Raw genomic sequence first — 13814 nt, forward strand, 5'->3', positions numbered from 1 at the left:
GTGACGGGTATTAATTCGGAAGTTCGGGCGGCAGCCGCGGCGGCACGACAAAGCCGATGGGCTCGGATTTCGGCGCCGCGATCGTACGCGGGTCCTCCTTGGTGCGGCGCGACTTGCCCTCGAACAGAGCACCCTGCTCGATGGACAGCGATTGGTGGAAAATATCGCCTTCGACCTGGCTGGTCGTCTGCAGCATGACGCGGCGTCCGCGTACCGATCCGACGACGTGGCCGCGGACGATGACTTCTTCACCGGAGATGCTGCCGGTGACGGTCGCGTGTTCACCGACGACGACGTTGCTGCCTTGGATGTCACCCTCGACGATGCCGTCGACTTGGACTTCGCCCTTGCAGATGAGATTGCCGGTTATGGTCAGGTCCGTGCCAATCACCGAAACGGATTTTGGTCCTTCGGTCGCGGCAGCTCGGGGCACGGTCAGAAAGGGGCGCGGCTGGAAGGCTGGTGCGGCGCTCGCTTCGGCGGCAGAGGCGGTCGGCTCGGTACGGCGAAAATTAGGCAACATATGTTCTTCCCCTCTAACACAACATAAGCAACGACCCGCGCCCGAAGCGGCCTCAACGCATTACGTTATTCAAACGTGCGGCGAGCGCGTTTGATTCGGATAGCATTTTTGGCGGCCCAATCCACCGTTGAGCGTAACAATTTCCACCGGAAACTCTCTGCATTGCTGCAGATGGCATATTCTTGGTGGAGAAGTGTGGCGGAAGATCAACGGTGCCGCTATTCGCACCGTTTTGGTCAGGTTTTGAGCGCCTTAACCGTCTCCAGAACCTCTTCGGCATGCCCCGGGACGCGAACTTTCCGCCAGCTGCGGAGAAGTTTTCCCGATTTGTCGATCAGGAAGGTCGAGCGTTCGACGCCCATGTATTTCCGCCCGTACATCGATTTCTCGACCCATACGCCATAGGCGATCGCGGTCTCCTTCTGCTCGTCGGCAGCCAAGCGCACGGACAGGCCGTGTTTGGTTTTGAATTTTTGATGGCTCTTTGCGCTATCGGGGGAGATGCCGATGACGTCCGCGCCTACGGCTGCGAATTCTTCGGCGAGGCACGAGAAGTCTTTTGCCTCCTGCGTACAACCCGAAGTGTCGTCCTTCGGATAGAAATAAAGGACGACAAGACGGCCTTTCAATTTGGAAAGCCGAACCTCTCCACCGATGTCATCAGGCAGGCTAAAATCAGGAGCCTTCTTTCCTTCCTCGATCATCTTAAATGTGCCTTTCTTTTGTCGCTTTTCGGCACTGTAGCTGGCACGTCGAGCGAGCGGAGGCCAGACAGATTTAGACTTTCTTTTTGAAAGCTTTTTCTGTCCGTTCCCGGCGACAGCACGAGGGGTCGGGCCGGTATGGCCCGCGGGGGTTCTTGAGGAGCGGCGTTGACGAAACTGGCAACCGGCGGGCGCCCTCCAAATCGGCGCGACGCCGATCAAAGCGCGCAGCTAAATGTCGTGCCACGAACTGCTGTTTCGCAGCGCGTGGCGACGGCTCCGCCCGGTCCTCCGATGGACGACGATGAAGATGGGGCGATGTCTACAGGCCTCCGGCATTTCTTGAGCGGCTGCCGCGTTCTCTTTTATTGCATCGTGCCGTTGACGTTGCTCGCGATGATGGCGACCGGCCTGCTCTACGTACGGCTGAAGCACGGTCCGATCGCTTTTGATTTCGTCGTCTCGCCGATCGAGCGCGGCATCAACGCGGAACTCGTTACGAGCTCGGTGAAGATCGACGGCGCCGAGCTCAGGCTTGGGCCAAACAGCGAGTTGGAATTCCGGCTCCGGGACGTGAGCGTGCTGGAGCAGGGCGGCGATGTGGTGCTCTCGTCGCCACTTGCCGCCGTAAACATTTCGATGGCGGCGCTGGCGCGCGGACGCATCGTTCCGGCGCGCATCGAACTCATCGATCCGATCATCGCGCTCGCCTATTCCGAGAAATCCGGGTTCGTGTTCGAGCGAGCGGTGCCGAAGCCTGTTCCGGTGCGTCCGGATGGCAGCAGCGTTGCCGCTCCGCCTCCCGTCGCCAACCCGGGAACAACGGTGGCTCCGCCGCGCTCGGCGGTTGAAGCGGGGACGAAGGTCAACCTGGCGAAGATGCTGAGCGAGTCGTCCCGCCGCGCCAGAAAGCGCCTCGACGCGACTTCGTATCTGACGGAATTCGGTCTTTCGAACGCGACGGTCGTCGTCGACTACGAGGGCCAGCGCAGTTCGTGGCGCATTGATGAGGCGAGCGTCGATTTCAATCACGCCGAGCGGCGTAGCGTCATCTCCGGCCGCGCGACCGTCGCGTCGCCGAGGGGGGCATGGTCGGTATCATTCCTGACGGACGAAAGCGTTCAAACCGGCAAGCTCGACGTGAAGGCAACGATCCGCGACCTCGTTCCATCCACGCTCGCAGCTGCGGCGCCCCCGCTTGCCTTGCTTGGGAACTTCGAATTTCCGGTTTCGGGCGATGCCACGGTCGAGCTTTCCACCGTCGGCGATATCGAAAGCGGTGAACTTGCCCTCGAAGTCGGTCAAGGGCGCGTGCGGCTTCCGCATCTGGTCCACCCGATGGAGGTGACGGCCGGTCTCTTCAAGCTGACGTTCGACGGCAAGGCCCGGCATTGGGAGCTGCAGCCGAGCCCGGTGAAATGGGCCGACGGCACGATGATGTTCACCGGGAACATGACCGACGTTTCGAAGGGAACAGACCCGCCGCAATGGCTCTTCGCGCTCGACGGCAAGAATGGCGTGTTCGAGGCGGCGGAATTCAACGTGCCTCCGGTGACGATCGACAACTGGTCGGCGCGCGGCACGATCATACCCCGGCGGGGTTTCATCGATCTGACCGAATTCCGCCTCGCGGGCGGTGGCGGCGAGGCGACGGTCAAGGCGACGACCCAGGCGGGACCGCAAGGTCAGAGTATGTCGGCCGAGTTCACGGTTTCACCGATGCCGCTTGCGACGCTCAAGGCGCTATGGCCGCGTGCGGTGGCGACGGGGACGCGCGACTGGGTTGGCAAGAACGTATCGGCCGTCGACTTCAAGGGTGGAACTCTTCGGTTCACGAACGACAACGTGGGTGGCATGGAGCCGGGCTCCGTTTCGACGGAGCTCGAGCGAGTCAACGCGAGTTTTGAGGCGAGTAACGCGGTGTTTGCGCCATTGCCGGGCATGCAGTCGATTGCGGCGCCGAGCACGTCAATTCGCATCAAGGATAACGCGCTTGATATTACGGTGCCCGAAGGCGCCGTCGCGTTGCCGGGCGGTGGCCAGCTTCCGCTCAAGAATGGGCGCCTGACGACCGACGATATCCTGGGTCCGCGCCCGAACGGCGAGATCGGCTTTTCGGCTGTCGGAGATCTTGGTCCTTTCCTTGAAGCCATGGAGCAGCTTCCGGTCCGGGCTGTGCGGGATGCGTCGCCATTGCCGAAAGCCGGAGAAGGCAAGGTCGACGCTCAGCTTGTGATCAAGCTGCCGTTCTTCCCGGGTGTCACCGGCGATGACATGACGATTACCGGCAAAGCCCGCGTATCCGACGGGCGCTTCGGCAAAGTCGCCGGCCGCTTCGATGTTCAAGGCTTTACTCTCGATCTTACGCTCACCGACACGTCGCTCGATGCGAAGGGCGATCTGCTCATCAACGGCATTCCGGCGAAGGTCGTCGGACAGCGGCTTCTCGGTCCGGATGCGGCGCAGCAGCCGCCGCTCAAGATCGTCGCGAAGCTGGACGAGACGGATCGCACGCAGCTCGGCCTCGACATCAACAACCTCGTTCATGGTGTCGTCCCGGTCGAAATTTCGCTGCAGAAGGGCGACCGGCCGGAGCCCGCGATCAAGCTGCATGCCGATCTGACGGAGGCCGAGCTTACATTCGAGCATTTGCAATGGCGAAAGGCGCCGGGCCGGACAGCGAGCCTTGACGCGGATATCGTCAGTAGTCCGGGCCGCGACACGGAACTGCAAAACTTCAAGGTCGTCAGCGACGATATCGCCGCCGATGGGCGGATCGTCATCGGCACCGACAACAAGGTCAAGGAATTCAATTTTCCTGGGGTCAATCTGAACGTCATCTCGCGGCTCGACATGAGCGGCTCGCGCAGCAAGGACGACATTTGGACGATCAAGATCGCCGGTTCGAATTTCGATGCGCGAAATTTCTTCCGTTCGCTGTTCAGCGTCGGCGACGGTCCGGACCGGAAGGACAGGGCGTCGTCGGCCGGTGCGCACGTTACCGTCGACCTCGCGAACGTCATCGGTAGCTATGACGTTTCGTTGCGCAATCTCAAGATGGCAATTGAAATGCGCGACGGAGATCTCGCGAGCCTCGATGCCAAGGGCACGCTCGACGGGGGAGCATTGCTCGTCGCGAAACTCGATCAAGGCCAGGGCGGCCGGAGATTGGTCGTTACCTCGAGCGACGCGGGCCAGGTGATGAAGCTCGTGAACTTCTATCCGAATATGACGGGCGGGAAGATGCAGCTCGACGTCGGGCTCGACGGCGCTGGGCCCGCGGAAAAGACCGGCGTTCTCGTCGTCGACAATTTCAGAATTCTCGGCGATCCGATCGTTACCGAAGTCGTCAGCAGCGCTGACGAGGGGCGTCCGGCCATCGGGGGCAATCGCAAGGTTACGCGCGAGGTATTCGATTTCACGCGGATGCGCGCGCCGTTCTCTGTCGGGTACGGTCAGTTCGTGCTGCAGGAATCCTATCTCAAAGGGCCGATGCTCGGCGCAACGCTTCGCGGCAAGGTTGATTTCCGGACGAAGCGCGTCAACATCGGCGGCACCTACATTCCGTTGCAGGGTTTGAATGGCGCGCTCGGCGACATTCCGCTGCTTGGACAGATCCTATCGGGCTCGCAGGGCGAGGGAATCGTCGGAATGACATTTGCCGTGCAGGGACCGACTTCCGACCCGCAGGTCATCGTCAACCCGTTCTCGCTGGTCGCTCCTGGAATATTCCGGGACATCTTCCAGATGACGTCGATGGATCCGACCATTCAGGTACGCGAAGACCGGGCTCCGCAAAAGCCGGTCGAGGACCGGGTGCGCGCGGCGCCGCCCGTTCCCTCTGTCGCGGGCGAGAAGCCAAAGTCGAAAGCAAAGACGCACGCGCCAGCGCAGGCCAAGGCAAAGAAGACCGCTCCGAAGGAGGCTGAGGCGGTCGATGGTTGGTCGTCGACGACGACCAACCACTGAGCGGCGCTTAGACCGGTTTCAGAAGCACGTGCTTCTTTTTGCCAAGCGAAAGCTTGATGACGCCGGTCGTTCCAGCGTCAGCGGTGCCGACGGTTGCCTTGTCGCTCGTCACCGGTTCGTCGTTGACCTTCAGGCCGCCGCCTTGGACTTGCCGTCGCGCTTCGCTGTTCGACGCCACCAAGCCCGCTTTGACGAAGGCAGTCAGAACGCCAAGGCCCGCTTCCAAATCGGCGCGAGGGATCTCGATCGTTGGAAGATTATCCGCGAGCGTTCCCTGCTCGAACGTTTTGCGCGCGGTCTCGGCCGCAGCCTCGGCCTTTTCGCGGCCGTGCAGAAGGGCGGTTGCTTCCGTCGCCAGTACTTTCTTTGCTTCGTTGATCCCGGAGCCCGAAAGGCTCTCGAGCTTGGCGATTTCGTCGAGCGGCAGGAATGTGAAAAGCTTAAGGAAGCGGCCAACGTCCGCATCTTCCGTGTTCCGCCAAAACTGCCAGTAATCGTAGGCGGAAAGCTGCGCTTCGTTCAGCCAGACGGCGCCGGAGGCGGTCTTGCCCATCTTCGCGCCGGATGCGGTCGTCAGCAGCGGACACGTCAGAGCGTAGAGCTGCTCCTTGACGCCCATTCGGCGGCCAAGGTCGATGCCGGTGACGATGTTGCCCCACTGGTCCGATCCGCCCATCTGCAAGTTGCAGCCATAGCGGCGGTTGAGTTCCACAAAGTCGTAGGCCTGGAGCAGCATGTAGTTGAATTCGATGAACGACAGCTCCTGGTCGCGCTCGAGGCGCAGCTTTGCGCTGTCCATCGTCAGCATGCGGTTGACCGAGAAGTGGCGGCCGACGTCGCGCAGGAAGCCGATATAATTCAGCGGCGCCAGCCATTCCGCGTTGTCGACCATCAGCGCATCGGTCATCTGATCGCCGAAGCGCAGGAATTCTGCAAAGACCTGCTTGATGCTCTGTTTGTTGGTTTCGATCTCTTCAACCGTTCGCAATACGCGGGTCTCGTCCTTGCCGGAGGGATCGCCGATGCGCGTGGTGCCGCCACCCATCAGGGCGATAGGCTTGCCGGCCCCGGAGGTCTGCATCCAGCGGAGCATCATGATCGACAAGAGATGGCCGATATGCAGCGACGGCGCGGTGCAATCATAGCCGACATAGGCGACGAGGCGGCCCTCGCTCGCCAATTTATCGAGGCCCTCGATATCCGAGCTCTGGTGAACAAAGCCGCGCTCGGTCATAATCTTGAGAAATTCGGATTTCGGTGTCGACATCGTTATTGTTGGCTTCCGCTTGGGTGGCCGCGAGCTGCTCCAATCGAGCCGTGTCGCGGGCGGGCGACACCATGCACGGGAAGGTGCCCATGGGCAAGTTGATGCGGGCGATTGGGCTGATGAGCGGCACATCGCTCGATGGCGTTGACGTAGCCCTTCTCGAAACGGATGGGGAGGACATCGTTCGTCGCGGCCAAGCGCGGACCTATCCCTATGACGACGCCATGCGGCGGCTTCTCATCAACGCGATTGCGGACGCCGGCGGTCTGAAATCGCGGGGTGATCGTATTCGTTCGCTGGCGGAGGCCGAGCGGGCCCTGACCGAGCGTCATGCTGTCGCCGTCAGCCAGTTTTTCAGGGATACCGAGATCGACGGGGCATCGGTCGACGTCATCGGGTTTCACGGCCAAACCGTGCTTCACAGGCCTGAGGCGGGCTTGACCGTGCAACTTGGGCTCGGCGGGCTTCTGGCCAATTTCACGCGCTGTCCGGTCGTCTACGATCTCCGCGCCGCCGACGTCGATGCGGGCGGGCAAGGCGCGCCCCTCGTTCCGGTTTACCATCGTGCGCTCACGTCCAAACTGCCGCAACGGCCGGTCGCGGTCGTCAACATCGGCGGCGTCGCGAACGTCACGTGGATCGGCCGCGACGGCCATCTGCTGGCGTTCGATACGGGGCCGGGCAACGCGTTGCTCGACGATTGGATGGCGCGGAAAACGGGCGCAGCTCTCGATTCCGGTGGGGCGACTGCATCGAACGGCACCGTAGACGAGGAGGCCGTCCGGCTTTGTCTGAGCCACGCCTACTTCACGGAGACGCCGCCGAAGTCACTCGACCGGAATACGTTTTCGACTGATCTCGTCGACCATCTCTCGGTCGAGGACGGGGCGGCGACGCTTGCTGCTTTCACGGCGCGAGCCATCGCCAGAGCGCGCGAGCATATGCCCGCTGAGCCCGAGCTTTGGATCATTTCAGGGGGCGGCCGCAAGAACCGCGCGATCATGCGGATGCTTGCCGAGCGGGTTCAGTATGCGGTTGTTCCCGCAGAGACCGTGGAACTCGACGGCGACAGTTTGGAAGCGGAAGCGTGGGCTTATCTGGCGGTCCGCTCAATCCGCGGTTTGCCGATCACTTATCCCGGAACGACGGGCGTTGCCGAGCCGATGAGCGGGGGGCTGCGCGCAGACCCCACCGCTCATGTGATTAATTAGAGAACCGGACTCTCGAAAAGCTGGGCGACGAACTTACTCGTCGTCGCTGTCGTCCTCGCCAGCCGCCGCCGCCGCCGGGGTGCTCTGAGTTTCCATGCGCTCGAGTTCACGCTGGCGCTGACGTTCGCGTTCGCGTTCGCGCTCACGTTCCTTGTTGCGCTCGCGATCCTGTTCGAACTGGATCATCCGGTCATCCAGATAGGAGCCGACGATGGAGCCGAGTTCTTCGGTTTTGTTCTCGAAGAAGTGGTTGGCGCCGGGCACGACCTCGTGCGTGATCTTGATGCCTTTTTGCACCTTAACCTTTGCGGCCATTTCGGCGACGGACGCCGTCGGGACGACGCGATCGATGTCGCCGTTGATGATCAGGCCAGAGGAGGGGCAGGGCGCGAGGAACGAGAAGTCATAGAGATTGGACGGCGGGGCGACGCAGATGAAGCCATCCACCTCGGGGCGCCGCATCAGGAGCTGCATGGCGATCCACGTTCCGAACGACACGCCGGCGATCCAGCACGTCTTGGCGTCGGGCTTAACCTGCTGGAGCCAGTCGAGAGCAGATGCCGCATCGGCAAGCTCGCCCGGCCCGCCATCCCAGACGCCCTGGCTGCGACCTACGCCCCGGAAATTGAACCTCAGGACGGAAAATCCACGTGCGGCAAAGGTGTGATAGAGCGAATAGACGACCTGATTGTTCATCGTGCCCCCGAACTGGGGATGGGGATGCAAAATCAGCGCGATCGGGCTGTCGCCGTTGCTTTCGTGATGGTACCGGGCTTCCAGGCGTCCGCCTGGGCCATTGATAATAAGTTCGGGCATCGGAGATTACTCGGTTTTTTCGGGTGATTCGGGTTCAGACGATTGGCTTCAGAGCGACTGAGGAAGCCAATGGATGGCCTCCGGGCGTTCAAATCCTTGTGGGTTGAATCTCAATCCTTGACTCCGGCGCTCAGGATTTCCATAACTTTAGAACCGTTCGAAATACTGGGTCCTGGCTCGTTTACAAAAGGCATTGGATCAGGGCGGCTCTCTTAGCACAGTCCGGGGTGCCGGGCGCAAGGTTTGGATTCCGTTGCCACTTGGGGCGACGATAGTCCGGAGAATAGAAACGTGGAATTGACGACCAAAGGCCGGTACGCGGTCATGGCCATGGCCGATCTCGCCGGGCATGCCGATGAGGGCGCGATAGCGCTATCGGTCGTCGCTGAGCGGCAGAGCCTGCCGCTCGCCTATCTCGAGCAACTTTTCGTGCCACTTCGCCGCGCTGGTCTCGTCGAAAGCGCCCGCGGCCGGTCCGGCGGTTACCGGCTTTCCAAGCGTGCCGCGGAAATCTCGATTGCTGCGGTCATGGATGCGGTCGAGGAAGACACGCGATTCACCCGTTGCTCGCATAACGATCCGCGCTGCTCTGCCGCGACGCCTTGTGTCACGCATTGGCTTTGGAGCGCGCTCAGTGAGTCGACGGGGCAGTTCCTGGCTTCCGTCAATCTCGCCGACGTCATTGCAGGCGGGCGATATTCGTCGCGGCCGGCTTTCGCAGCCGCTGCCGCGCGGCCGGCGGGCATGCGGACATATCTCGATTATAATGCCACGGCGCCGCTTCGGCCCGAGGCCAAGGTTGCGATGATCGCGGCGCTCGACGTCGTCGGCAATGCTTCGTCGGTTCATGCGGAAGGACGTCGCGCTCGCGCGGTCGTCGAGGGGGCGCGCGAAAGCGTCGCGCGCCTGATCGGCGCCAAGCCGTCCGAAATTGTTTTCACGAGCGGCGCGACGGAAGCCAACAACTGGGTCATGGCGCAGCCGTGGACGTCGATTTTGACGAGCGGCGTCGAGCACGATTCGGTTCTCGCGCCGGTCCGTTCTTCGCGCAGCGAAATCATTATGCTGCCGGTCGACCGGAACGGCGTGGTCAGCGCCAAAGACGTCAGCGAGCAGGTATCGTCGCGGAGCTTTGCGGGGCCATCCCTTCTTGCGCTTCAGCTCGCCAACAATGAAACCGGCGTCGTTCAGCCTGTCGCGGAAATCGCGGAGCTGGCGCGCTCGCATGGGCTCAGTGTGCATACGGATGCTGTGCAGGCGGCCGGCCGGATGGCGATCGATTTCGCCGCACTCGGTGTCGATACGCTTGCGCTCTCCGCGCACAAATTGGGCGGGCCCAAAGGTATTGGCGCCTTGGTCATTCGCGACCATATAGATCTTGTGCCCTTACTTCGGGGCGGCGGGCAGGAACGACGGCGGCGGGCGGGAACAGAGAACGTCGCGGCAATCGCCGGATTTGGCGCAGCGGCGGAAGCCGCGCTTCGCGACTTGCAGGCTGCAGCGGCCATCAGCGCCTTGCGGGATGAGTTCGAGGCCGACCTGAAACGCATCAGTCCGGATGTGGCGATCATCAGCGAAGGCGCGACACGCCTCGGAAATACGACAGCGTTGGCGCTTCCCGGCAAGCTCGCCGAGACACTGGTCATCAGGTTGGATCTCGCCGGAATCGCTGTAAGCGCCGGATCGGCTTGCTCATCGGGCAAAGTCGGCGCGAGCCATGTTCTCGAAGCGATGGGCCTCGGTCACGACATTGCCGCGGGCACCATCCGCATCAGTCTCGGGCCGACGACGACGAAGGACGATATCGCGGCATTTCTGGCTGCGTGGACGACGATCGCAGGGGCATCAGCGCTCGCTGCGTAACGGAATTTAGTTGAAGGGCCGCCGGTTGGCGGCGTTGAAAGAGAGACGGAAAGAAATGGCTGCTGTTCAGGAGACAATCGATCACGTTCGGAAGATCGATGTCGACCAGTACAAGTACGGTTTCGAGACGGTGATCGACAGCATCCGGGCGCCGAAGGGCCTCGATGAATCGACCGTGCGCTACATCTCGGCCAAAAAGGGCGAACCGGAGTGGCTTCTGAATTGGAGGCTCGAGGCATTCACCCGCTGGAAGGCAATGACCGAGCCGACTTGGGCGAAGGTCCGCTATCCGAAGATCGATTTTCAGGATCTGTATTACTACTCGGCGCCGAAATCGACCGAGGGGCCGAAGAGCCTCGCCGAAGTCGATCCGGAGTTGCTGGAGACCTATAAGAAGCTCGGCATTCCGCTCAAGGAGCAGGAAATTCTCGCGGGCGTGACGTCGTCGCGCGTCGCGGTCGATGCCGTGTTTGACAGCGTTTCGGTCGTCACGACGTTCAAGGACGAGTTGAAGAAGGCTGGCGTCATCTTCTGCTCGATCTCGGAAGCCGTGCGCGAGCACCCCGAGCTCGTGAAGAAGTATCTCGGCTCGGTCGTGCCGCAGTCGGACAACTTCTATGCGTCGTTGAACTCGGCGGTGTTCTCTGACGGCTCGTTCGTGTACGTGCCGGAAGGCGTGCGCTGCCCGATGGAGCTTTCGACGTATTTCCGCATCAACGCGAAGCAGACGGGACAGTTCGAGCGCACGCTGATCATTGCCGATCGCGGCGCGTACGTATCCTATCTCGAAGGTTGCACCGCGCCGATGCGCGACGAAAACCAGCTGCACGCAGCGGTCGTCGAGCTTGTGGCGCTCGACGATGCCGAGATCAAATACTCAACGGTGCAGAATTGGTATCCGGGCGACGCGCAAGGCAAAGGCGGCATCTATAACTTCGTGACGAAGCGCGGGGATTGCCGCGGTCATCACTCGAAGATCTCGTGGACGCAGGTGGAAACCGGTTCAGCGATCACGTGGAAGTATCCGAGCTGCATTCTGCGTGGCGACTATTCACGGGGCGAGTTCTATTCGATCGCGGTTTCGAACGGCTATCAGCAGGTCGACAGCGGAACGAAGATGATCCATCTCGGCAAGAATTCGTCGAGCCGCATCATCTCGAAGGGCATTGCGGCGGGCTATTCGGAGAATACCTATCGCGGTCTCGTGTCGGCGCACCGGAAGGCGACAGGCGTTCGCAACTTCACGAACTGTGACTCGCTGCTCATCGGCGACAAGTGCGGTGCGCACACCGTGCCTTACATCGAAGCGAAGAACTCGAGCGCGCACTTCGAACACGAGGCGACGACGTCGAAGATTTCGGACGACATGCTGTTCTACTGCCGCCAGCGCGGGCTTTCGTCGGAAGAGGCGATTGCGCTCGTCGTCAACGGCTTCGTCCGCGATGTGCTGCAGCAGCTGCCGATGGAGTTCATGGCTGAATCGCAGAAGCTTATCGGCATCTCGCTTGAAGGAAGCGTGGGATGATCGGAATGCCGGCTCATAATTTGGGAACGTTGCCTCCGGTTCCGTTGCCGGAGCCGGCGGCCGCTTGCCTGCATGAAATCGACGTGCTTCCGGGATGCGGAGGCGTGGCCGGTGGCCTATTTGTTGGCTTGCCGCACGTTCGCGAGAAATTGCCGTCCTTCTTCGCTGCTCACGACCTCAGCGTGCGTGAAGTCGTTGTTGCTCATCACGACATAGACTGGGTGATTTGCGGCGGCGACGCTTATCCCAGCATCGCTCGAAACCCCATAGTCGCTCTTTCCGGCGAGCTTGACGCGAACGTTGTGATTCCCCGCCACTACGTTGGTGCGGAGCGCGTCGCAGATTTTCAAGTGTCCGACGAGCTTGCCATTGACGAAGACGGGACTGGACGAGCCAAAGGGGTCGGTTTTCCAGCCGGTCAAGATTTGGATCGGTGCGCACCGCGAAACGATGTAAAGCTCGCCGGCTTGGGCAGATTGGGCGAGGATCGTTGCAAAGGCGGCGATGGCGAAAGTGGTTTTCATTTTGAGGACGCTCCAGTCAGGACGGCTTCAATTCTTGGCCATGTTGGTAATTTCGCGAATGCCGACTTCCGCGGGAACCTCGCGGTATTCGACGTATTTGAAAAAGGTCAGCCGGATGTAGATCGGGGCGCCGGGCGGAACATTATAGTACGGCCCCTTCAATCCGAAGGCGCCCGCGAGGTCGACAAGCAGCATGGGCGATTTGACTTTGACTTCATGGCGTCCGGACGTGACCTCGAAGCGCCGATACTCGCAGCGCCCGATGTCTCCGACAGTGTTGCCATCGACGATGACGGAGTAGCGCTCTTTCAGTACATCGGGCGTCGGGATTTCGAGAAGGCACGGCCAGTACATGTTCAAGGCAGGGCCCGGCGCGCTCGCCAGGGCCGGCACTCGGATGCTCGCGTCAGGCCCCATCGCCGAGGAGCACCCAGTCGCAATCATAAGCGCAAGGATGCATCCCGGTATGCGCAGCATGGTCCGAATTGGTCCCCCTCGATCTCGGGTCCAGTGCTGCATGGATGCCGTTATAACGTCAACGGCCTAAGGGCGATTGCCGATGGGTCTGTGATCGGGAAGAAACAGCCAGCAAAACAGAAGTGAGTTGGCGCTCGGGTAAGAATTCAAACGGAAGTTCATAGGAAACGGTCACTGAGATGCTTGAGATTAAGAACCTGCACGTGAAGCTCGAGGATGAGGATCGGGAGATTCTCAAGGGGCTTTCGCTGACGGTGCCGAAAGGTGAAGTGCACGCTATCATGGGGCCGAACGGCTCCGGCAAGTCGACGCTTGCGTATGTGCTCGCGGGGCGCGACGGCTATGAAGTCACCGACGGCGACATTCTTTGGAATGGCGAGTCGATCCTTGACATGGAGCCTGACGAGCGCGCCGCGAAGGGCGTGTTCCTGGCGTTCCAATATCCGATGGAAATTCCGGGTGTGGCCGGCCTGACGTTTCTCAGGACTGCGCTCAACTCCATTCGCAAGAAGCGCGGCGAAGCGGAGCTGACGACGCCTGCCTTCCTGAAGCTCGCGAAGGAGAAGGGCGCGAAGCTCAACATCGACATCGAGATGTTGAAGCGTCCGGTCAACGTCGGGTTCTCGGGCGGCGAGAAGAAGCGCTCGGAAATCCTGCAGATGGGACTTCTCGAGCCGACGCTGTGCGTGCTCGACGAAACGGATTCCGGCCTCGACATCGATGCGCTGCGGATCGTCTCGGAAGGCGTCAACGCGCTTCGCTCGCCCGACCGCGCGTTCCTCGTCATCACGCACTATCAGCGGCTCTTGAATTACATCGTTCCGGACAAGGTGCACGTTCTCGCCGACGGGCGCATCCAGAAGACGGGCGGCAAGGAACTCGCGCTCGAACTCGAGAAATCCGGCTACGCTGAATATTCGAACAAGGCAGCGTGA

The 13814-nt window shown here is 61.2% G+C and carries 11 protein-coding genes; 5 read left to right on the forward strand and 6 right to left on the reverse strand.

Going from position 1 to position 13814, the window contains the following annotated elements; all coding sequences use genetic code 11:
• Positions 1-10: 10 nt before the first annotated feature.
• Both BM399_RS04595 and BM399_RS04600 read right to left on the reverse strand, forming a co-directional pair.
• Positions 11-523: a bactofilin family protein gene (locus BM399_RS04595; protein ID WP_092864790.1), complete on the reverse strand. Its 513-nt coding sequence runs from the start codon at positions 521-523 to the stop codon at positions 11-13.
• Positions 524-759: 236 nt separating this feature from the next.
• The gene (locus BM399_RS04600; RefSeq protein WP_092864793.1) at positions 760-1227 is read right to left on the reverse strand and encodes a peroxiredoxin; all 468 of its coding nucleotides are present in this window, start codon (positions 1225-1227) and stop codon (positions 760-762) included.
• Between the two features lie 318 nt (positions 1228-1545).
• On the opposite strand from BM399_RS04600, the gene BM399_RS04605 reads away from it, so the two are divergent.
• The gene (locus BM399_RS04605; RefSeq protein WP_244531068.1) at positions 1546-5196 is read left to right on the forward strand and encodes an AsmA-like C-terminal region-containing protein; all 3651 of its coding nucleotides are present in this window, start codon (positions 1546-1548) and stop codon (positions 5194-5196) included.
• Between the two features lie 7 nt (positions 5197-5203).
• Here BM399_RS04605 and tyrS read toward each other — a convergent pair whose 3' ends face one another.
• Complete coding sequence (tyrS, locus tag BM399_RS04610) at positions 5204-6463, reverse strand: tyrosine--tRNA ligase (RefSeq protein WP_092864799.1); 1260 nt, start codon at positions 6461-6463, stop codon at positions 5204-5206.
• Positions 6464-6552: 89 nt separating this feature from the next.
• Between tyrS and BM399_RS04615 the strand changes: the two genes are divergently transcribed.
• Positions 6553-7674: an anhydro-N-acetylmuramic acid kinase gene (locus BM399_RS04615; RefSeq protein WP_244531069.1), complete on the forward strand. Its 1122-nt coding sequence runs from the start codon at positions 6553-6555 to the stop codon at positions 7672-7674.
• 33 nt (positions 7675-7707) lie between these two features.
• Here the strand turns inward: BM399_RS04615 and BM399_RS04620 are convergent, their stop codons facing one another.
• A complete protein-coding gene (locus tag BM399_RS04620) occupies positions 7708-8490 on the reverse strand; it encodes an alpha/beta hydrolase (RefSeq protein WP_092864802.1) in 783 nt (260 codons plus the stop codon).
• A 291-nt stretch (positions 8491-8781) separates the two neighbouring features.
• Between BM399_RS04620 and BM399_RS04625 the strand changes: the two genes are divergently transcribed.
• Entirely contained in the window at positions 8782-10353 is a 1572-nt protein-coding gene (locus BM399_RS04625) for an aminotransferase class V-fold PLP-dependent enzyme (RefSeq protein ID WP_092864805.1), read from the forward strand.
• Positions 10354-10408: 55 nt separating this feature from the next.
• Positions 10409-11878: a Fe-S cluster assembly protein SufB gene (gene sufB, locus BM399_RS04630; RefSeq protein WP_092866348.1), complete on the forward strand. Its 1470-nt coding sequence runs from the start codon at positions 10409-10411 to the stop codon at positions 11876-11878.
• Between the two features lie 116 nt (positions 11879-11994).
• Here sufB and BM399_RS04635 read toward each other — a convergent pair whose 3' ends face one another.
• Together BM399_RS04635 and BM399_RS04640 are read right to left on the reverse strand one after the other, a co-directional pair.
• Positions 11995-12402 (reverse strand): hypothetical protein, encoded by a 408-nt coding sequence (locus BM399_RS04635; RefSeq protein WP_092864808.1) that lies wholly within the window; start codon positions 12400-12402, stop codon positions 11995-11997.
• Between the two features lie 27 nt (positions 12403-12429).
• Positions 12430-12795 (reverse strand): hypothetical protein, encoded by a 366-nt coding sequence (locus tag BM399_RS04640; protein ID WP_143111330.1) that lies wholly within the window; start codon positions 12793-12795, stop codon positions 12430-12432.
• Between the two features lie 263 nt (positions 12796-13058).
• Between BM399_RS04640 and sufC the strand changes: the two genes are divergently transcribed.
• Positions 13059-13814, forward strand: coding sequence for a Fe-S cluster assembly ATPase SufC (sufC, locus tag BM399_RS04645; protein WP_092864814.1), 756 nt, complete (start codon positions 13059-13061; stop codon positions 13812-13814).

This window comes from Hyphomicrobium facile, assembly GCF_900116175.1.
Taxonomy (GTDB): Bacteria; Pseudomonadota; Alphaproteobacteria; order Rhizobiales; family Hyphomicrobiaceae; genus Hyphomicrobium_B; species Hyphomicrobium_B facile.